The 22,025-nt window shown below is 39.9% G+C and carries 22 protein-coding genes; 4 read left to right on the plus strand and 18 right to left on the minus strand.

From position 1 onward, the window contains the following. Positions 1-26: 26 nt before the first annotated feature. The 6 genes from fabG to fapR are packed head-to-tail and all read right to left on the minus strand — an operon-like array spanning position 27 to position 5,263. The gene (gene fabG / locus VER_RS04255; protein ID WP_162099638.1) at positions 27-770 is read right to left on the minus strand and encodes a 3-oxoacyl-[acyl-carrier-protein] reductase; all 744 of its coding nucleotides are present in this window, start codon (positions 768-770) and stop codon (positions 27-29) included. A 1-nt stretch (position 771) separates the two neighbouring features. Further along, positions 772-1,713, minus strand: a complete 942-nt coding sequence (fabD, locus tag VER_RS04260) for an ACP S-malonyltransferase (protein ID WP_162099639.1) — start codon at positions 1,711-1,713, stop codon at positions 772-774. 17 nt (positions 1,714-1,730) lie between these two features. Beyond that, entirely contained in the window at positions 1,731-2,675 is a 945-nt protein-coding gene (gene fabK, locus VER_RS04265; protein WP_162099640.1) for an enoyl-[acyl-carrier-protein] reductase FabK, read from the minus strand. Positions 2,676-2,690: 15 nt separating this feature from the next. After that, complete coding sequence (locus VER_RS04270) at positions 2,691-3,686, minus strand: beta-ketoacyl-ACP synthase III (protein ID WP_162099641.1); 996 nt, start codon at positions 3,684-3,686, stop codon at positions 2,691-2,693. Next, on the minus strand, positions 3,670-4,698 hold the full coding sequence (gene plsX, locus VER_RS04275; RefSeq protein ID WP_162099642.1) for a phosphate acyltransferase PlsX: 1,029 nt from the start codon (positions 4,696-4,698) through the stop codon (positions 3,670-3,672). The genes VER_RS04270 and plsX overlap by 17 nt, the downstream gene beginning before the upstream one ends. A 4-nt stretch (positions 4,699-4,702) precedes the next feature. Beyond that, positions 4,703-5,263, minus strand: a complete 561-nt coding sequence (gene fapR / locus VER_RS04280) for a transcription factor FapR (protein WP_162099643.1) — start codon at positions 5,261-5,263, stop codon at positions 4,703-4,705. 273 nt (positions 5,264-5,536) lie between these two features. Between fapR and VER_RS04285 the strand changes: the two genes are divergently transcribed. After that, positions 5,537-7,153 (plus strand): DUF438 domain-containing protein, encoded by a 1,617-nt coding sequence (locus VER_RS04285; protein WP_162099644.1) that lies wholly within the window; start codon positions 5,537-5,539, stop codon positions 7,151-7,153. A gap of 299 nt (positions 7,154-7,452) precedes the next feature. Next, on the plus strand, positions 7,453-7,980 hold the full coding sequence (locus VER_RS04290; protein ID WP_162099664.1) for a DNA glycosylase: 528 nt from the start codon (positions 7,453-7,455) through the stop codon (positions 7,978-7,980). A 174-nt stretch (positions 7,981-8,154) separates the two neighbouring features. Here VER_RS04290 and VER_RS04295 read toward each other — a convergent pair whose 3' ends face one another. From VER_RS04295 to VER_RS04310, 4 genes are all read right to left on the minus strand, one after another. Further along, positions 8,155-9,291 carry an acyl-CoA dehydrogenase family protein gene (locus VER_RS04295; protein ID WP_162099645.1) on the minus strand — a complete coding sequence of 379 codons (1,137 nt, stop codon included), beginning with the start codon at positions 9,289-9,291 and terminating at the stop codon, positions 8,155-8,157. A gap of 213 nt (positions 9,292-9,504) precedes the next feature. Continuing rightward, the gene (rpmF, locus tag VER_RS04300) at positions 9,505-9,687 is read right to left on the minus strand and encodes a 50S ribosomal protein L32 (protein ID WP_127058221.1); all 183 of its coding nucleotides are present in this window, start codon (positions 9,685-9,687) and stop codon (positions 9,505-9,507) included. A gap of 38 nt (positions 9,688-9,725) precedes the next feature. Continuing rightward, positions 9,726-10,244: a DUF177 domain-containing protein gene (locus tag VER_RS04305; RefSeq protein WP_162099646.1), complete on the minus strand. Its 519-nt coding sequence runs from the start codon at positions 10,242-10,244 to the stop codon at positions 9,726-9,728. Between the two features lie 226 nt (positions 10,245-10,470). After that, complete coding sequence (locus tag VER_RS04310) at positions 10,471-10,605, minus strand: rubredoxin (protein ID WP_115309394.1); 135 nt, start codon at positions 10,603-10,605, stop codon at positions 10,471-10,473. Between the two features lie 307 nt (positions 10,606-10,912). Between VER_RS04310 and VER_RS04315 the strand changes: the two genes are divergently transcribed. Next, positions 10,913-11,854, plus strand: a complete 942-nt coding sequence (locus VER_RS04315) for a nitronate monooxygenase (RefSeq protein ID WP_162099647.1) — start codon at positions 10,913-10,915, stop codon at positions 11,852-11,854. 187 nt (positions 11,855-12,041) lie between these two features. Beyond that, positions 12,042-12,590 carry a gamma carbonic anhydrase family protein gene (locus tag VER_RS04320; protein ID WP_162099648.1) on the plus strand — a complete coding sequence of 183 codons (549 nt, stop codon included), beginning with the start codon at positions 12,042-12,044 and terminating at the stop codon, positions 12,588-12,590. 114 nt (positions 12,591-12,704) lie between these two features. Here the strand turns inward: VER_RS04320 and nrdG are convergent, their stop codons facing one another. The 8 genes from nrdG to VER_RS04360 all read right to left on the minus strand — a co-directional run bounded on the left by nrdG (position 12,705) and on the right by VER_RS04360 (position 21,999). Then, positions 12,705-13,202: an anaerobic ribonucleoside-triphosphate reductase activating protein gene (gene nrdG, locus VER_RS04325; protein ID WP_162099649.1), complete on the minus strand. Its 498-nt coding sequence runs from the start codon at positions 13,200-13,202 to the stop codon at positions 12,705-12,707. 167 nt (positions 13,203-13,369) lie between these two features. After that, positions 13,370-15,520, minus strand: a complete 2,151-nt coding sequence (nrdD, locus tag VER_RS04330) for an anaerobic ribonucleoside-triphosphate reductase (RefSeq protein ID WP_162099650.1) — start codon at positions 15,518-15,520, stop codon at positions 13,370-13,372. Positions 15,521-15,724: 204 nt separating this feature from the next. Next, a complete protein-coding gene (locus tag VER_RS04335) occupies positions 15,725-17,011 on the minus strand; it encodes an AMP-binding protein (protein ID WP_162099651.1) in 1,287 nt (428 codons plus the stop codon). A 20-nt stretch (positions 17,012-17,031) separates the two neighbouring features. Continuing rightward, positions 17,032-18,147 carry a thiolase family protein gene (locus tag VER_RS04340; RefSeq protein ID WP_162099652.1) on the minus strand — a complete coding sequence of 372 codons (1,116 nt, stop codon included), beginning with the start codon at positions 18,145-18,147 and terminating at the stop codon, positions 17,032-17,034. A 27-nt stretch (positions 18,148-18,174) separates the two neighbouring features. Next, positions 18,175-18,699 (minus strand): biotin transporter BioY, encoded by a 525-nt coding sequence (locus VER_RS04345; RefSeq protein WP_162099653.1) that lies wholly within the window; start codon positions 18,697-18,699, stop codon positions 18,175-18,177. 75 nt (positions 18,700-18,774) lie between these two features. After that, positions 18,775-19,314 (minus strand): hypothetical protein, encoded by a 540-nt coding sequence (locus VER_RS04350; protein ID WP_162099654.1) that lies wholly within the window; start codon positions 19,312-19,314, stop codon positions 18,775-18,777. Positions 19,315-19,471: 157 nt separating this feature from the next. Continuing rightward, positions 19,472-20,338 carry a UTP--glucose-1-phosphate uridylyltransferase GalU gene (galU, locus tag VER_RS04355; RefSeq protein ID WP_162099655.1) on the minus strand — a complete coding sequence of 289 codons (867 nt, stop codon included), beginning with the start codon at positions 20,336-20,338 and terminating at the stop codon, positions 19,472-19,474. A gap of 116 nt (positions 20,339-20,454) precedes the next feature. After that, complete coding sequence (locus tag VER_RS04360; protein ID WP_162099656.1) at positions 20,455-21,999, minus strand: LptA/OstA family protein; 1,545 nt, start codon at positions 21,997-21,999, stop codon at positions 20,455-20,457. Between the last annotated feature and the right edge of the window lie 26 nt (positions 22,000-22,025).

Genomic DNA, 22,025 nt, shown 5'->3' on the forward strand with positions numbered 1-22,025 from the left:
CTTTCACTATTGCTTGCTATATGTCTCTACATTACCATGCCGCCATCAACATTAATGACTTGTCCAGTAATATAGCTTGCCATATCACTTGCTAAGAAGGTAGCTACTACAGCTACTTCTTCTGGCTCAGCCATACGACCTAATGGAATCGTATGAACCATTGCTTCTTTCACTTTATCAGGTAAAACATCAGTCATATCTGTGTGAATGAAACCTGGTGCAATGGCATTTACCGTGATACCACGGGATGCCAATTCTTTAGCACAAGTTTTTGTAAAACCAATCACGCCTGCTTTAGAAGCACTATAGTTAGCTTGACCAGCATTACCCGTCACACCTACAACGGATGTCATATTAACAATTTTACCACTACGCTGTTTCATCATAATCTTAGAAACAGCTTTAGTTACTAGATATACGCCTTTAAGGTTGATGTTCATTACATCATCCCAATCGCTATCTTTCATACGCATAAGCAAACCATCACGAGTGATGCCCGCATTATTTACCAAGATATCAATGCGACCAAATGCTGTATGAGCTTCTTCAACCATAGCGGCTACTTCTTCAGCATCGCCTACATTAGCTTTTACTTTAATCGCTTTGCGACCAAGCGCAACGATAGCATCTACCGTTTCTTGCGCCGCACCTTCACTACCGCTGTAGTTAACCACTACATCAGCACCTTGCTTAGCCATTAAAATAGCAATCGCACGACCAATACCACGAGAAGCACCAGTTACTAAGGCAACTTTATCTGTTAAATGCATTTTATCGAACCCCCTGTAAAAATTCAAGAGTTTTTCCTAAGGAATCTACATCTTCCACATTCGCTAATTGCATTTCCTTATTAATTTTCTTGGTAAATCCTGTTAAGACTTTGCCTGGGCCTACTTCTACGAAAGCCCCTACGCCTTCATTAATCATAGTAGCTACACAGTCTTCCCAAAGTACTGGATGGGCTGCTTGCACAACTAAGGATTCTTTAATAGTGTCTGCTTTAGTTAAAATTTGACCAGTTACATTAACTACTACTGGAATAGCTGCATCTTTAACCGTAATTTTATCTAATTCTTCTTTCAAACGAGCGGCTGCTGGTTCCATTAAACGGCTATGGAAAGGAGCACTTACTGGCAACATAACGGCCCGTTTAGCACCAGCTGCTTTCATTTCTTCCGCTGCTTTTTCAACCGCAGCGGTTGCCCCAGCAATAACGATTTGCCCTGGGCAATTAAAGTTAACAGCCTGTACAGAACCAACTTCGTTATTTACTTTTTCACAAATGCTTACCACTTCTTCACGAGGCAAGGCTAAAATAGCCGCCATAGCCCCTTCACCTAATGGCACGGCATCTTGCATAAATTCGCCACGTTTGTGTACTACATATACGGCATCTTTAAAGTCAAGTACGCCTGCTGCCACTAAGGCACTGTATTCACCTAAGCTATGACCACCTACAATATCAGGAGTAATGCCTTTTTCTTTAAGTACTTCATAACATGCTACACTAGCTGTCAAAATAGCTGGTTGTGTATTAGCGGTCTTAACTAATTCAGTGTCAGGACCTTCAAAACATAATTTGGAAATGGAATAGCCTAATGCTTCATCAGCTTCAGCGAACCGTTGTTTAACAATGTCAAATTCATTGTATAAGTCTTGAAGCATACCTACTTTTTGAGAACCTTGGCCAGGAAATACAAATGCTGTTTTCACTAGTAACGCCTCCTGTATTATTTAATGATTTTCTGTAAGCCACCGATTACGGTTTCAGTTTCGCTCATAATATCTTTAATGATTTGAGCACATGGTTTTACATCATGTAACATACCAGAAATCTGCCCAATCATAACAGAGCCATTTTTAACATCCCCTTCAATAGCGGCTTTACGAAGCGCGCCAGCACCTAGTTCTTCAAGCTGCTCTTTTGGTGCCCCACTGAATTCCAATTCTTGGTACTGATGGGATAATAAGTTTTCTAAAATACGCACTGGATGACCTGTTGTAAGACCTGTCATTACTGTAGAACGGTCTTTAGCTTTAAGTACTGCTTCCTTGTAGTTTGGATGGGCAATACATTCTTCGGATAATACGAAGCGACTACCCATTTGTACTGCACTAGCACCTAAAGCAAAGGCTGCAGCCGCACCACGACCATCAGCAATACCGCCAGCAGCAATTACTGGTACATTAACAGCATCAGCAATCTGAGGAATTAAACACATAGTCGTAATTTCCCCTACGTGACCACCAGACTCAGTACCTTCTGCTACTACCGCATCAATACCACCACGCAATAAACGTTTAGCTAACAATACAGACGCTACTACAGGAATGACTTTAGTACCAATTTCTTTCAAAGCTGGTACATAGGTGCTTGGATTACCAGCACCAGTAGTAATTACTGGTACGCGTTCTTCTAATACCACTTGCATAACTTCTTTTACAAATGGAGACATTAACATAATATTACAACCAAATGGTTTGCTCGTACGTTCTTTTAATTTATGAATTTCATTACGAAATACATCGGGTGGCATATGACCAGCCCCAATAATACCAAGGCCGCCCCCTTCAGACACAGCCGCAGCAAGTTCAGCGGTACCGAGCCAAGCCATACCACCTTGGAATATAGGATACTCAATCCCTAATAAATCACAAATATCAGTCTTAATCATGATGGTTGTTCCTCCTTAGTACCATTTCATTACCAAGCCTGCCCAAGTCAAGCCAGCTCCAAAGCCAGCAAAGGCGACTGTATGATCTCGTTTCACGAAGCCAGACCGCACTGCTTCATCCAAAGCAATACCAATGGATGCGGCAGAGGTGTTGCCATATTTAGGCAAATTAATGAAGACTTTATCTTCTGGCATTTTCAAGCGGTGAGCCGCCGAATCAATAATACGTTTATTTGCTTGGTGTGGAATGAAACGATCCAAATCTTCTAACTTTAGACCGGCTCGTTCTAATGCATTAAGAGCGGTACGCCCCATTGTTTTTACAGCAAATTTATATACTTCAGCGCCATCCATATGAATATAGGTTAACCCTTCTTCAATTCGTTTGTCATTTTGCAACATCGCCGTGCCACTGGCCGGAATGCACAAGGACATGCCACCAGCACCGCTAGCACCCATATCCATACCTAGCATACCATAGCCTTCCGGTACAGTCGATACAACAGCAGCCCCTGCTCCATCACCAAACAAAACGCAGGTGCCTCTGTCTTGCCAATTAACAACGCGGGACATTACTTCAACGCCGATAACTAATACGTGTTTAAATAGCTGATTACTTACATAACTGCCAGCTGTAATCAAACCGTATACAAATCCTGAGCAAGCAGCCCCTAAATCAAACGCAGCAGCCTTAGTCGCTCCTAAATTAGCTTGCACTAAACAAGCGGTAGAAGGAATGCTCATATCGCCAGTTAAAGTCGCTACAATAATACAATCAATATCTTCGGCCGTCAAGCCTGCACTGGCCATAGCACGGCGAGCCGCTTCAGTAGCCATATCAGATGCGTTCATACCCTCAGGGGCAATGCGACGCTCTTCAATGCCGGTGCGTTCACGAATCCATTGATCAGTCGTGTCTACGATTTTTTCTAGATCAGCGTTGGTCACAATATTATCCGGTACAAAGCTGCCTGTACCAATAATACCGACCGGCTTAGTCCACATCGTCATATTTGATAGCTCCTTCTTCTTCTATACTATGTTGAATATTTTGGATGATTTTTCGGTCTACTAATTCACCAGCAATTTTAATGGCTGTTAAAATTTCTTTAGCTTTGGAACTGCCATGGGAAATTAAAAATACACCATTTACACCCAATAAAGGGGCCCCACCATTCTCTGTATGGTCTAAGCGTTTACGAATTTTCTTAAATACAGGATAAATAAGAAAAGCCCCTAGTTTAGCTAATAAACCACCATTTTTAATACCGTCTTTCACAATCTGTGTCATGACCCCTACTAGGCCTTCGGCTAGTTTCAAAACTACATTACCAGTAAAGCCATCACATACAACAACGTCAACCGTTCCTTTAGGAATATCACGGCCTTCTACATTGCCTTTAAAAGGAATGGTTTTTAACTGCTCTAACAATGGATAGGTAGCTAAACATAAATCATTACCCTTAGTTGATTCCTCACCAATATTAAGTAAACCTACGGTTGGATTTTCCTTACCAAACATGAGCCGTGCATATTCAGACCCCATAATAGCGCCTTGCACCAAATGTTTTGGTTTACAGTTGGCATTAGCACCAGAGTCTAACATAACGGTTACCCCTTGTGGCGTAGGAATAGGAGTGGCAATCATAGGTCGGTCAATACCTTTAATACGACCGAGCCCAAAGAGCGCCGCCGCTACAGCAGCCCCTGTACTACCTGGGGCAATTACGGCATCACACACCTTTTGTTTCACCAATCGAGTCGCCACAATGACAGAGGCATCTTTTTTCTTCCGCACCGCTGTACCAGGATGTTCACTCATCTCAATAACTTCACTAGCGTGATGAATAATCAACTGAGGATTATTTTCTTGTCCAAATTGAACTAATACTTGGCGAATCTGTGCTTCATCGCCCACTAAAACAATCGTTATATTAGGAAACGCTTGAGCAGCATCAATGGCACCGCGAACAATTTCAAACGGTGCAAAATCACCACCCATAGCATCTACTGCAATCTTCATATACTTACACCCTATTCTGAATGGGCTCCATTATGAACTTCGCCCGAAAGACTTCTTTTACCTTATCCTTAATTGTGACCCAGATAAAATACTTCTCACCTCGTTGACGTACTACTGAGGCTTTGGCCACCAAATTGCAATCCGCTTTAACCGGACTTTTATATTTAATATTGCCAACGCCAGCTAAGGCAGCGGGGACCCCCAGTACTGCTTTAGCTAATGAATCAGCCTGTGCATATAAATACTGCGGCTCTACATAACCATTACAGTCTGTCATGTCATCCGTCGTCCGCAATATACTAAGACCCTGCTCACCAGCGGTTAAGTCGATTAACTCACCTACCACTTCAATATGATCATGATCATTAGCACTTGGTGCTAGTCCTTCAACACGCGCTCTAATGCGTTCCCGTAATTCAGGAATCCCTAATTCTAACCGATCAAGGCGAATCGTTGGCACGCTGACGTTAAAAAAGATGGCCAACTCTTCATCGGTGACGAAGGGCGTATTATTCAGTTTTTCTTGCAATAACTGCTGTCGCTCTTGCTTCTTTATCCGACTCATGGTACCACCTTTTATGACCAAGTAATAATACTTCATTACAATTATATGTCACAAAGGGCGATTATGCAAGTAAAAAATATAAATGACCTAAAAAAAGTGTTCCTATTAAATATGTAGCCTGGGCTACTGAAAACTATTTTCAACTCCATTATAATGAAAATATAAGCAGAACACAACTGCTCCCCTATTATTATTACATATATATTAATACTATATATTGCACAGTAAAGAAACTAATAATGTAAAACTAGCATACACAAAGGAGACTTACTTATGACTACTATGAAATCATCCCTTGGCTTAGATAATGATCAACGCTTAGCTAAAATGATTGAAATTAAGGATAATTATTTAAGCGGCCACCTATCCCTCGAAGAAGGACAAGCGCTCTTAAAGCAATATATTGGCACTTGTACACCTGATGAATTTGCCTATGGCGAACAACAGTTAAAAGGATCTTATACGGATGAAGAAATCACCCATCGCATGGATGATTTACTCGCCTTATTTGATGGCGTTTTAGTGAGAGCTGATAACACATATCCAGAAAATCATCCGCTATGGGTATATGTAACTGAAATTAAAGCAGGACTTGCCGTTATGAACGAAGCAGAGGAACTCCTTAAAGCGCCCCATTTTATCAAAAATCCTTGGCTTGGCGTATATGACAAATTAAGCGAATGGTCTCGTCATTTATCACGCAAACAAAATCAACTATATCCAGCCCTTGAAACATACGGCTTTGATCGCCCGACTAAAATCATGTGGACCTTCGATGACAAAGTACGTGACCTAATTAGTGAAAGTCGTCGCTTATTGCAAGCCGATGAAATAGACCAATTCTTAGCCCTTCAACTTAAGATGATTGATGCCTTCCGTGATTTAGCTGATAAAGAACAAGAAGTATTACTTCCTACAGCTTGGAAACTGGTAAACGAAGAGGAATTTAGCTATATGAGTCGCGGTGATCATGAAATCGGCTTTGCTCTAATTACGCCACCACCTTACTACGGTGACATGAAGCTAGCAGGAAAAGATATGGCAACGTCACCTATAGATACTACTGACACTAAAACGGTAAACTTTATGCAAGACTTGGCCGCGCTCTTAAGTAAATATAATATGAGCCCTACGCCATCACCTGACACCGAACTCGATGTAGCCACAGGTAAATTATCCTTAGAACGCATTAATTTACTTTTCAAACATATGCCTGTAGATTTATCCTATGTGGACGAGAATGAACTCGTCAAATTCTACAGCGACACTAAACATCGTATCTTCCCTCGCAGCGCTAATGTTATTGGCCGCGAAGTGCGCAACTGTCATCCTACCAAAAGTGTTCATTTAGTAGAAGAAATTATTGAGAAATTCCGTTCCGGCGAACAAGACAAAGCTGAGTTTTGGATTAATAAACCAGAAGCCTTCATCTATATTCTCTATACAGCCGTTCGTGATGAAGCTGGTAATTTTAAAGGCGTACTTGAAATGATGCAAGATTGTACACGCATTCGCAGTTTAGAAGGCTCTCGTACCCTCTTAACTTGGGACTCTGAAACTCATGGGGATACGGTTAATACCGCTACAACAGACTCAGTAAATACAGCCCTTGATGAAAATACTACACCAGAAGCTCTGGCACATGGTATCACTACTAAAGGTATTACTATTACAGCAGATACTAAACTCTTTGACCTCTTCGATAAAGTAGACGGTTTACGGCAGTATATGCCAACTATTAATAGCAATTTTAAAATGCTCAATACACCCTTCGGTAAAATTATGGCTCGCAAAGCAACGATTGGGATGGCCTGTGAGCGAACCGGTATGAGCCAAAAAGATATAATCGACGCTATAGCCAATTACATTAAAGCCCATTATAAAGACTAAGTGATAACGGTTAAATGCATTTCCTAAAAATACTATCGTTGTTAATAGCGCGCTACCATTAATATGTGCTCTACGCAACAGAAGAACCCCTCTTATATGTTATACTTTATATAGTAACTAGCTCAATAGCAAATTACTATCAGTAAGTATCATAAAGAGGGGTTTTTATTATGAATGCAACTACAACCAAACATACAAAACAATCTAAAGTAAGGTCAGCCAATAAAATAGACCATATAGCCAATCAGCCTGTAGAGTCCCTTCCATTTCCCCCATTTCTACCACCGCAAGCAACTGTTATGTGCATGGGCACCTTCCCACCAGCCGCCGATAAACGAGCTATGCAATTCCACTATCCTAATTTCCAAAATGATATGTGGCGGGTCTACGGATTAGTCTTTTTCAATGATAAAGATTATTTTAGAGCTGGTGATGCCAAAGCCTTCGATGCCGACAAAATTAAAGCCTTTCTTACAGAAAAAAGTATTGCTTCTTGCCCAACGGTGTGGCAAGCTATTCGTGAACGAGGCAATGCCTCAGATGCCTTTTTAACAGTAGTAGATCCAGTTCATATTCATGAAGTATTAGCACAAATACCTCATTGTCAATATATCGGCACCACTGGTGGCAAAGCAACAGAGGTACTACTTAGCTTGGCTGACAACAAAGTAAAATCACCTAAAACAGGCGAAACAATAGAACTCCAATTTGGTACCCGCCATATTAAGCTCACTAGACTACCATCTACTTCTAGAGCGTATCCACTAAGCCTAACTAAAAAAGCAGATGCCTATGCTAAGTTTTTTCAATCAGTAGGCTTATTATAAACTAAAAACCGTCTTAGTTTTATCCGTTAACTACGTAAACATTAACGAGTATACACTAAGACGGTTTTAATTTTTATATAAATTTAACTGTTATAAAATTAACTGCTCTTTTTTACAAGCTAAAGCGCTATAAAATTTACTGTATAAGTATGTGTCACCATTACGCCATAAGAATTAACGTAATAAAGCACCACCAACGACCATTTGTTGTGCCTCATTGGTCCCTTCATAGATCTGAGTCACTTTAGCATTGCGCATTAAACGAGCTACTGGATACTCTTCACAATAACCATAGCCACCAAATAATTGCACAGCTTTTGTGGTTACCTCCATAGCTACATCAGAACAAAACTTTTTAGCCATAGATGCAGATACAGTATATGGTCGGCCAGCCGTTTTATCTTGTGCCACATTATACAACATTAAATTAGCTGCTTCTACTTGAATCGCCATCTCCGCTAATTGAAATTGTGTATTTTGAAATTTACTCAAAGGTTTACCAAATTGCACGCGCTCTTTAGTATACGCAACGGACTTCTCTAAAGCAGCCTCCGCTAGACCAGTAGCTTGTGCCGCAACCCCAATCCGACTACTATCCAAGGTCGTCATAGCAATTTTAAAACCGTCCCCTTCACGGCCTAATAAATTAGCGGCTGGCACTCTTACATTATTAAAACGTAAACTACCACAAGCTGAAGTATGTAGACCCATCATAGAATCTCTAGGACCAACAGTAAAGCCAACCATATCTTTAGTGACAATAAAAGCGGACATTCCTTTTGCACCATCCTCAGGCCGAGTCATGGCAAACACAATGTATACGTCTGCTTCGCCAGCATTTGTAATATATACTTTTTCACCATTTAAAATATATTCATCACCAGTACGTTCAGCCTTCGTCTGTACACCACTTGCATCCGTCCCAGCTTCTTTTTCTGTCAAAGCAAAGGCACCTATCGCTTCACCAGATACTAAAGGCTTTAAAAACCGTTCTTTTTGTGTCTCTGTTCCAAATCGAGCAAGCGGTTCACAACATAGACCCACACAGACCGATACGGTAATGGCTAAACCATCATCATATTTAGCCAATTCTTTCAACGCCACAGCATAGTTCATAAATTCTTCGCCTAAACCGCCGTATATAGTAGGCCAATAAATACGGGTTAATCCTAACCCTAACACGGCTTTCACTAAAGAACGGTCAAAAATTTGTGCTTTATCCCGTTCAATGACAGTTGGTTCTACCTTTTCCAAACAAAACTGTCTAACTTTTGTCTGCCACCTAGTCTGTGCTTCAGTCAATGGAATCATGCGATAAACCTCCCTTTATGAATTATATACCTATTAGCTAAAAGATATGGAATACATGTAAAAACTTCTTGTTACCGCTACTATAACACAAACTAGTAGTACCGTCTATCTACATTTAATGGTAATAGTTAGCCTATATTAAACGACAAAAGCGTGGATATCCAATGGATATCCACGCTTTTATAGTAGAGCTATTCATTAGCTCAGCAGGTCTTATTCAGCGATCTTATTTACAACCTGAGTTCCTTTATAATGACCGCATGTAGGGCAAACCCGATGAGGCATCATAGGTTCGTGGCATTGCGGACAAGCTACAAAACCTGGAACAGTTAATTTCCAGTTCGCACGACGACGGTCGCGACGACATTTGGACAATCTACGCTTTGGTACTGCCATTATCTGCACCTCCTTAACATAATCACTGGGACTTCTAATTAATCATCATCTTTTTCATCGAGCAGTGTACGAAGCACCGCCAATCGAGGATCCACCACAAAGGATTCACAAGAACAAGGTGAAACATTTTTATTTGCTCCGCAATGAACGCACAATCCTTTGCAATCATCCTGACATAACACTTGAGATGGCTCATTGATGATTAATGTATCCCGAATGAGATCCGTTAAATCAATGGTCTCACCATCAAAAGGAACAACCTCTGACTCCTCAACATCGTCCCATTCCTTGAGGACACCAAAGGTTTCATTAAATGGCGTTGTTTGTGAATAAGCAACCTCGCATAAACAACGAGTGCACTCATAATCACCATTGGTTGTTACGGTTCCTTCTACGATGAAATTCTGTCCATCGTAACGAAAATCACCACTAATGGTTATATCATGACGGCTCCAAGGAAAAGCAGTTACATCCCCTAACTGAGTAGCTGGTTCAGTAAATTGAAAAGGAAACGATTTTCCTATGTGTTCTTTTGCTTGCTCTACTTGCAGTTTCATAATTTTACCTCGACTATAATATTATAGCTATCTAACCTATCTTTGTCAAACTGTTCTCTGTAATTCTTAGCCTATTTTATTAGAAAAATCAGCAACTCTCAGAAATTAGCTGAACAATTATATACACTCAAGCAATAAACTCTTCCCTTAAGCTATTGCATGATGAGAAAAGCCCCCTTTGCAGGAGGCTTCTATATTTTTAGTTCATGATTTAGATGTCAATCAATTACATTTTTTCGAATTGATCTTTACCTACGCCACAAATTGGGCAAACATAATCGTCTGGCTGATCAGCGAACTTAACACCTTCTACAGCTTCGTCATAGATCCAACCGCATACTACACATACGTATTTTTCCATCACTTGCGCCTCCTTTCATTATAAAATAGACACTGTATCTACGCTCTTAGTGTATCACAAATATCGATTATGTTCAATATCTTTTTCAAATTTTTATTAAACCCTTATACTACAAGGGTTTACAGACATTTTAAGTTCTGTATTAGTACAAAATATGTTGCTTAATATTGTGCTTTTTCAAACTTTCTCTATATTTTTTTCTCAAATACCTATATAATTAATAGAAGAAGTAATATTCATTTTCAATTACTTCTTTTTAATACAGATTTCATAATTTTAATAATAAAAGTTTCATAGGAGGTATTATATGAAAACAAAATTTACAGAACTCCTCGGTATTGAGTATCCTATTATCCAAGGCGCTATGGCTTGGACATCTGAACATAAATTAGCAGCTGCCGTTGCCAATGCCGGCGCTACGGGGGTAATTGCCACTGGTGGCCGCGATGCCGATTGGGTTCGCCAAGAAATTCGCGCTGCAAAAACATTAACTACTAAGCCTTTTGGTGTTAATTTAATGCTTATGGCCAAAAATATTGATGAGCTTGTAGAAGTTATTAAAGAAGAAAAACCTGCTTTTGTAACCTTAGGCGCTGGTAATCCAGTACCTTTCATTGAGCCTATGCATACAGCAGGCATTAAAGTAATCCCGGTTGTACCAAATGTTAAACTAGCTAAGCGTGTAGCTGCTGCTGGTGCTGATGCCCTTATTGTAGAAGGCCAAGAAGCAGGTGGTCATATTGGCACGCAAACCACGATGGCCTTAATGGAAAACGTGCTCCCAGAAATTGATATTCCTGTAATTATTGCTGGTGGTATTGCCGACGGTCGTGCCTTGGCAGCTGCTTTAACAATGGGTGCTGAAGGTGTACAAATGGGGTCTCGCTTTATCCTAGCTGAAGAATGTCAAATGCATCAAAATTGTAAAGACGCTATTATTAAAGCAACTGACACCGATTCTGCGGTAACCGGTTTAACTAGTGGTCATGGTGGTGTTCGTTCCTTAAAAAACGAATTTACTCAGAAATATTTAGAAGCTGAATTTAGTTGCACTGATAAAGAAACCTTAACTGCTATGTCTGTAGGTACTAATCGTAAAGCAGCCGTTGAAGGGGACATCGTAAATGGTGCGGTACAATGTGGTCAAAGTTTGAATCGCTTAACCAAAGTAGAACCAGCTAAGGCTATTGTAGAATCTGTTATTGCGGAAGCTAAAGAAGCTATTAAAGGGGCTCAACGCTTTTTATAATACGTTAATCCCCTATGCTAGCTGATTTATGTCCTTACTTATAACCATTAAATCAAGTGCATAGAAGCATACACAGAGGCAATCCTAGTATTGCCTCTCTTTGTCAAATATGACAATTTGATGTATACTAAAAATTAAATATCTATACTTTTGATATAATAAATTTACCTAATTAGGAGTGATCATTATGTTACCATTTAATGGAAAATACCCTAAACTAGATCCAAAAAGCTGTCTCATGCCAGGCGCCGAAATTACTGGTGATGTGGAACTTAAAGAGTTTGCCTCCCTTTGGCAGAATGTGGCAGCTCGTGGCGACGTTAATAAAATTGTAGTCGGTCGCTATACGAATGTACAAGATAACTCGGTACTTCATGTAGATGACGATAAAGCTTGTATCTTAGGCGATTATGTAACTATCGGCCATGGTGCTATTGTACACGCTTCTACCTTAGAAGATAATGTACTCGTTGGCATGGGCGCCATTGTGTTAAGCGGTTGTCACATTGGCACTGGCTCAATCATCGCAGCCGGTGCTGTAGTATTAGAAAATACAACGATTCCGCCTTACTCTTTAGTGGTAGGTTGCCCTGCCAAAGTGATTCGTACTGATGAAACACAAGTAGAACGAATCCATAATCAGGCCTTAAAATACAAAAATTTATGGACTGAAAAATACGGTTTATTGCCAAATGCAGGCGGTGAAATGTATAAAGAGGGAGCTAAAATAGTCTAATAGTTCTATTATGACAAAGAGCTAACAACAATATTGTTGCTAGCTCTTTTTTTACAATTACGGTGAATCTCTGGTATCCCCTTGCTGATTTTTCTATTTCTTTGCTTAATGACTTCATTCCATAGCAATGACTACGTCGCCAGTAGCTAAACTCTGTTTAACATCAATAATGCGTTGATTCTTTGAGCCTCTAAAATGTAAGCTAGGATCGCGTAAAGCATCAACGAATTTACCATCCACTAGAATATCACATTGTTCTAACAAAGCCCGTTTACTAGGACAAGCTATGATTTCATCCCAAGTATAGCCGGAATAGGCCCAAATATCCTTATGAGGTACCGCTTCACGAACTTTAGTCACTACAGGCAACAAACCGTCCACATTTTGAAACGGTTCTCCCCCTAATAAGGTTAAACCAGCCACATTAGGGTCACTTACATAAGCCAATACCTCAGCCGTTTCCTTGTCCGTCCAAACAGAACCTGCCTGTGGGTTTTGATATTCTTCGTTAAAACAATTAAAGCACTTGTGCGTGCAGCCTGTAACAAAAATAGACGTGCGAATCCCATTGCCATTAGCAATATCATATTTTCGAATTTGTCCATAATTCATTACTGGTTCGCCTCCTCTACTGTTACCTCATTATTATATGCTTGCCATTATCCACTATAAATTATTTACTGAAACGAACAGGTCATGCCAGCGACATGACCTGTATTTAATACAATTTTTAAGTAAACACTAAACTGTACCTAAACGCTAAATAAGCTTTAATACACTTAAATATGCATTACCCGATCTTTAATTTCTTTCGTACGGCCTTCATTCCAGAAGTTTTCACCTAAATAGCCACAAGTACGACGAATAACGGTTAATTTATCACGGTCCGTATTATGACAACGAGGACATTCCCAATCATTATGTTCATTGACTTTAATTTCCCCATCAAAGCCACATACATGACAATAATCAGATTTCGTATTAAATTCAGCATAGGAAATATTATCGTAGATGTACTGAATCATAGTCAATACAGCAGGAATATTATTGGTCATATTAGGAATTTCTGCATACGAAATACAGCCACCTGTTGATTTCTTCTGAAATTCTGATTCGAATTTAAATTTATCAAACACGTTGATTTCTTCACGCACATTAACATGATAGCTATTCGTATAATAGCCTTTATCCGTAATATCTTCAATTTCCCCAAAGCGAGCACGGTCTAAGGAACTGAAACGATGAGTTAAGCTTTCAGCTGGCGTACCATACAAAGCAAAGCCCATATTATGACGCGCTTTCCAAGTTTCAATAGCTTTGTTTAAGCGATCCATAACCTTCATCGCAAAAACACGGCCTTTTTCACCTGTATTAGATTCACCTGTAATCAGTTTAGTCGCTTCATACATACCAATATAGCCCATGGAAATAGTAGCATAACCACCTTTTAAGAATTTACCAATAGGTTCACCCTTTTTAAGGCGAGCAATAGCCCCATGCTGCCAATGAATTGGCGATACATCGCTAGTTACATTTTTCAATAATTCATAACGAAGCAATAAGGCTTTTTCCACTAAATCAAGACGTTTGTCTAAAATTTCAAAGAAACGCTCTTCACTATGACGAGCTAAAATACCAATCTGTGGTAAGTTCAGACTGACTACGCCCATATTAAAACGACCATCAAAAACATATTCACCCTTTTCATTTTTCCAGGGCGATAAGAAAGCACGGCAACCCATAGGGCTAAATACATTGCCTTCATAGTTTTCTTTCATTTTCTTAGCGGAAATATAATCTGGATACATCCGTTTCGCAGTGCATTGAGCCGCCAATTCAGTCAAATAATAATAAGGCGCATCAGGATGAATATTATGTTCATCTAACACATAAATTAACTTAGGGAAGGCTGGTGTAATATAGACATTGGCTTCATTTTTTACGCCCATAATACGTTGCTTCAAGATTTCTTCGTCAATAAGCGCTGCTTCTTTAGCATATTCACTATTAGGATCAAAATGCATGAACAACGTAACAAACGGAGCCTGCCCATTAGTAGTCATTAACGTGTTGATTTGATATTGAATGGTCTGAATCCCATCTTTAACTTCCTTACGAGTCCGTTTCCAAGCAATTTCCTCAGCTTTTTCCATATTTGGTTTCATGCCATAGATTTCAACTTGTTCTTCCAATACATTAGCCAAAATCTTATCATATGATTTACGTACAAAAGGTGCTAAAATTCGGTCAATCCCATTGATACTTTGCCCACCATATTGGCCCGAAGCTACTTGAGCAATAATTTGCGTCGTTACTGTACAAGCCACCTGGAAGGATTTAGGTGTATCAATCTTTTTACCATTAATAACGGTGCCATTAGTCAACATATCCTGCAAGTTAATCAAACAGCAGTTAAACATAGGTTGAATAATATAATCCATATCATGGAAATGAATGGCACCACTATCATGGGCTTGCACAATATCAGCAGGAATTAATTTACGACGTGCAATATCCTTGCTCACTTCGCCAGCAATTAAATCACGCTGCGTAGAAACAATAGCCGCATCCTTATTGGAATTTTCATCTAAAAGGGCCACATTACTACGATCTAATAGACCAAATACATCCTTATCAGTTGTATTTTCTTTACGCTTAAAACTTTGAACAGCCTTGTAGTTTTCGTAGGCACGCGCCGTCGCTGGATTATGATATTCCAATAATTTGTAATACACTTGATCTTCAATAGCATAAATGGTCAAGGTTTTCCCAATCTTATGGGCATACTCTTCAATTTCATTAGCAATGCGATCAGCTAAGCCCGCTTCATACAAACCAGTACTACTATTCATGGCTTTTTCAATAGCGATTACAATTTTTGACTTATCGAATGGAACTTTTTGTCCATCACGCTTAATTACCTCTAACACGACAAGGCCTCCCTATTCTGTGCTACAAAATATAGTATATTATCAATACAATCAAAATAGATTCATGTGGCTGACCATTTGGTCATCTATGTCCTATATCAAGCATCTGCCTATACATATAAACAACTGGTACCGTAAACGGCTACCAGTTGTTCGGTTCTTGCTTATTATACAATATCTTGTAGTTTATTTCAACAAGCAATACTATATATTATTATCATGCTTACTACCTGAAGTCTCATATATGCCTCGCAATCGCTTGCTATCTACCTTTGAACAAGCCGTAAGAGGTAAGTGTTCAAGCCATATAACCGACTTTGGTCGGTCCTTAGACGTGAAACGCATAGCTATGTCAGCTACTATATCTGGTATAGGCCGTTCACCATTAGACACTAAAAAAGCAATGGGCTGTTCCCCTCGCAATGCATCGGGCACACCAATGACAGCCCCGTCCGCTACCCCTTCAATACTCAATATAGTACTTTCTAAATAAGGGATAGATACTTTATAACCACCACGATTAATCATAGCACTGCGACGCCCTTTAAAAAGCAGACGCCCCGTTTCACTCCAAGCACCTTCATCCCCCACGGTGTAAGGACAGGAAATCCCTTCAATGCCATAGGGTGTAGTCACATAAATAAGTCCTGTATCATCAAGACTCACCGTGACCCCAGGAAAGGGATACCCTACCGTATTAGGTTCCGCTAACCACTCTTCATCTGTGCAATACGTAATATAATTAAGTTCACTAGCCCCATAATATAAAATAAATTCCGTGTGAGGTTGCTTCGTCCGCAATTGATTCAATAACTTATGATCCAAAGTTTGTGAACCAGTAAAAATCAATTGTAATTCTGGCAAGGGCTCTTTAAGTAGGCCTACCAGTAAACGAAGCTTAGTGGGTAATAAATACCAATGGGTAACCTGCCACTGCTCACTTAAGCGAAGCCACGTACGCGGTGACATGTGCTGCGAGGTAACCGCCGTGCCCCCTTCGTACAACACACTAATAAGACTATTAAGATTGCCAGTAAAGCTTAAACTTCCTTGCCAAAATAATATCGTATTACCAGTAACCTTGAAAATCTGATTTTGAGCAGGGAAAAACTCGGTCCAACTTCGTAAAGAGCGCCACAATACTTTAGGTAAGCCTGTCGTACCTGACGATAATACCCCAAAGTCAGCCCCCCTTGGTATTATTTGGCCCGCTACATAGGTCTTTTTTAATAACACCACCCTAGGACCTTCTAAATCAGGATGGCAAAGAACTGGTTTAGTGCCCTGTAATACCCCTTGAAGCCACTGAGTCAACTGTTGCCAAATCTGACTCGTCTGAATCACCAAATGAGGAGGTACATCATCCTGTGATTTTACCTGAATCGCTTGCCATAAGTCGCCATAAGTATATACTATATCATCTACAATAAGAGCTGGTTTACTTTTTTGTTCCTTATTATATACAGCTAATCGCTGCAAAAAATCATTCATAAGCTATCCCTCACCTAATTCTAATAGGTTACTCGTTCAATAAGTAGGGCCGTTCCCATACCACCGGCGCCAGCAATGGCACAAATACCATAACGCCCTTGTCGCTGTGTTAAAGCGGCCATAGTATGCAGTAAAATAATAGCTCCTGAACAGCCAAAAGGATGTCCATAGGCAAGAGCACCGCCCAACTGATTATACTGCCCCTCATATTCACCATAAGTGCGACCAAATAAAACATCAATAACAGCAAACGCTTCATTCCATTCAATGGCTGTCATATCGGCCATGATTAAATCAGTCTGCTTTAATAACCGTTCCGTAGCCTGCAATGCCCCTTCAGGACTATATAAAGGATCGCCACCATACTGAAGAGCCCCTATAATGCGAAAAGGTCCTGGTGTATTAGTAAGAACTACAAAAGCAGCTCCATCATGAGTATAACAAGCATTACCAGCCGTCGTTAACGTGCCCTCCCCCAAAATAGGCTTCATCCGATCCAATAGTTTTTGCTGTAACCGAGGCTTTATGCTCTCATCTACATACTGTTCCCCCATTGCTAATATATAAGGCTGTAAAACTCCTTCTTCACGGGCTTTAGTAGCTAAACGGTGGCTACGTAAGCTCCAATAATCTAATTCAGCTTTAGTCACTTTATATTTCTGTGCCGTTCGTTCAGCCCCCTGTAACATAGCTAACGCATCATTTTCATTAGGTGAAAACTGAGCTACCATGTACTCACCTTGGCGATCATCATCGGCTGCATAGATACGCTTAGGCTGCAAGGAACTACTTTCTACCCCACCAGCCAGCACTGTATTAACCATACCACTACGAATAGCACGATAGCCTTGAATAATGGCGGCTCCTGCACTGGCACATTGCATATCGACCGTATAAGCAGGCACTGACGTACCATAAGTAGAATATAATGCAGTCAAACGACCTATATTACCACCTGTGCCAACTGCATTACCACATATGATTTCGTCCACAGCTCCATACGTTTCATGCAAAGCATTTAACACCTGTGCCCCCAAATGTTCCGGTCTTATGTGTTTAAATTGGCCCTTATAAGAACCAATGGGCGTCCTAAGGCCGCCCATTATATACACAGAAGACAGTATTGTATTATCCATAGCATCCTCCGCTAATGACTGTTCTTCTTAAATATTCAATTTAGCTGCTTTAGTACCTAACCAAGCGGCCATAGCACATTTCATAATATCGCCTGGAATAAAAGGCAATGCATAGCCTACCAAAGCGGCTTCAAAACCAATGCCAGTAACAATCATACCACCAATCATGCCAAAAATATAAGTAATAGGAATCGTAATGACTACAGAACGCCAAAAATAAGTAATAAAGGAATGTTTCTTTCCTTTGCAAACACTAAGCAAGGTATAAGCAATAGGATAGCTCCAAATAAAACCACCTGTTGGTCCTAAGATTTTACCAAGACCGCCAATACCGCCCGCAAATACAGGTAAGCCGACTGCACCGATTAATACATACACACAAAGGGCAATAAAGGTTTCTTTAGGGGGTAACATAAAAGCAATTAAACAAAATACTAAAGTAGAAGCCGTTACCATAGCCGGTGTAAAAGGCAATGGGAAGGATATATACGCGGACACACAACATAAGGCAATTAATAAAGCCATTTTGGTTAATTTACGAGTATCTGACATGGAAACACACCTCAAACTAAAATAAATAATAGCAAAATAATATAATTGAATACACTCTATCACAAGCCTAGCAATCTATGACCAAGTACAAGTAAATACAGCACGCTTCGCCGTATAGCCTTCTAAACGTCGCCCTTCCTCAATGATAGATATTAACTCCTCAGCAAAGGTTGGTCGTCTAAAACGTACGGATATAGTTTGCACTGCTTCCTGACTATGAGCCTGTAAATACTGATACAAGCACTCCAACACTAAACAGCCCGGTACAACAGCCTTCGCTTGTTGATGAATAGAATTACCATCCTTAACATCCGTTACAAAGTCAAGGATTTCTGTTCGTGAAAAACTATGCCAAGGCGTAACTGAAGCTGGTATAGCTACCGGATGAGTGGATACTTTAGGTGCCATTGGTAATTTGGTTGGCTCTAATACTTTAAGAACGGCCTTTAACTCTGACGAACCTCGAGCTAGCGTCGTTTCATACCATTCACCCTTTTGTCTTACTTGTTCATACTGCGCAGGCGTAGCCAAGCGTCGCCAATGCAACTGAGCAATTACCATTGTCCGTGGTAAGTCTTTATCCGCTTCTATAAGTGCCCTAAACAATTCACGCATCGCTTCGCCTCCTTATATGCTTAATCTCTTTCAAATTATATATAATTCACACCTATCCGTCAACTACATTCATTTTTATTGTTAACAATTAAAAAGCTGATTTATTATAATCTTACCCAATTATAATAAATCAGCGTCCCTTAAAAGTAACTATACATTACAAAGTTTTAACTAATTCTTGTAAATAAGTTTTAAACTGATCTTTGAACACATCAGATCGTAAACCATATTCAACTGTCGCTTGTAAATACCCCAAGCGATCACCAATATCGTATCGACGTCCTTCGTAAGCTAAGGCAAATACATCGCTTTCAAGACGGGCTAACCCATCTGTCAGTTGTAATTCATGACCGGCTCCTAAAGGCGTTTTTTCCAAAATGTCAAAAATTTCTGGCGACAAAATATAGCGACCTAGCACAGCTAAATTAGAAGGTGCTAAATCACGACTAGGCTTTTCAACTAAACCATCTACTTTATAAATATTCGGTTTAATTTCATGACCTGCTACAATACCATAGGAACTAACCTTATCTTCTGGTACTCGCTGAGTGCCTAATACAGAGCCACCTACCGTTTCATAACAATCCATTAATTGTTTTAAACACGGATACTCCGGATTATACACCACATCATCACCTAATAAAACTGCAAATGGTTCATTACCTACAAAAGCTTTTGCACATAAAATGGCATCCCCTAAACCACGCGGTGCCTTCTGGCGAATAAAATGAACCCGAATATCAGCTAAGGCGCGCACCATGTCTAATTGTTTTTGTTTTCCCTGTTGTTGCAACAACTGTTCCAACTCAACACTCGTATCAAAATGATCTTCAATAGCCCGTTTATTGCGCCCTGTAATAATCAAAATTTCCTCAATGCCCGATGCTAATGCTTCTTCAATAATATATTGAATCGCTGGTGTATCTACTATCGGTAACATTTCTTTAGGTTGTGCTTTAGTAGCTGGTAAAAAACGAGTACCAAATCCAGCAGCAGGAATAACGGCCTTACGCACCTTACCCATAACAAACCTCTTTTCTAAATATTTACAAAAAAGCAAAGGCTTAGAAGAAAGGCCTCGCCCTTTCTTCTAAGCATCCTACTAATATTAATATCCTATAATTTAACTTCAAACCTAGCTTAGAAATCTTTTGCTACCACTGTATAAGACCATTTCTTTTGCTTCGATTGATAAGTAAGCCAACCTTCAAAGGAATGCATATCACGATGCCAAGTATAGTCTACATAACGAAGTTCACCTGTTTGTACATCTCGTTGCGTACTAATAGTAAACGAATCCAATCGAGTCAATTGAATGGTAGCACCTAATACCCAATTACGCGCAATATCTGTCGCATCAAATGGATATGGTGAATTACGGCGCATATCCATATTATTCTGTCTATAACTAGAAAAAGCCGTCACACGAGAATTCATACGCCAATCTGAAGTAACGCCCCAATATGGCATACTACGAATACTATCATTATAACCATAATAATCTCGTTGATAACCACCATAGAAACGTAAATTAGCATTTTTAGATAATTTAATAGCATCATGGCTTACTTCACCGAAGAACATAGCGTGACTGCCCTTAATATAGTCTTCTTTCCAATAGCCAATATTACCTCCACCACGAATAGTAAATGGTGTTTTGCCAATATAATACTGATTGGTATATACAGAAAATTCTGGACGTTTTTCTACCCATACGGTCCGAGCATTTAAACTGGATGATTCACGGCTTACACCAAAGGTAGCTACGCCCCAAGGTAAGTATTCACGATAACCAAAGCTTGGCTTAAACCCCTCTTTAGTCATCCATTGATATCGTAAGAATAATTCTCCACTATCTCCTACGGGGTATTCAATACTCCCTTTAAAACCAAAACCATCGTCACTATTATACGTAGGTCGTGGAATCAAGGAAAATACATTAAATTCCCCGTCGCGATCACTGCGAAGCGATACTACATATTTAGGCATACTTAAAATCTTGCCATTTTTAATAAACAACTTAGCATCACGAATGATGGCTTTATCACCAGGATATACTTCAATCGTACTGCCTTCAATACGGTAATCAGGCACCCCTTTATAGGCCATAGCATGTTTAGTGGTCAACCACCCTTTAGTAATTAAGCCTTGTTGACCATCATAGTCTACCTTCTCCGCTTTTACATAATAAGGGTCCACATAACCAATAACATCAGGCGCTGACATGGCATTAGTGCCACTATTATACACTAAATTAGTGCCACGCAAGTCCTTGGTAGCCCCTTTATTTTCTAAATAGTGAAACTCTCCGTCCGTTGTATACTCTTGGGATTTTGTATTACCTAATAATTTTTCACTATGAATTTCTTGGGTTCCTTGAACAGCATCTACCTTACCTACAGCCACCACATTACCAGTAGCACTACTATAATACATGCTATCCGCATCTACTTTAACTGGTTGCTCCGTATTATCAACTACCGTAGGTCTTGTGCCACGACGTACTACACGAATAAGGGCCCCATCAGATTCATTCATGGTAGCTAAACTTACAGGATCTGAATCATAAGCAATATCTTGTGTATTCTCATAAACCAATCCTTTGTCATCAGCAGCCTCTACCGATAACAAAGGCATAACAACTAAAGCCGCACTTAATGCATACCTAGCCTTTTTCATTACCATCTTCTACTTACCTCATTTTCATTGGA

It is taken from the genome of Veillonella sp. R32 (assembly GCF_010093125.1).
Lineage (GTDB): Bacteria > Bacillota > Negativicutes > Veillonellales > Veillonellaceae > Veillonella_A.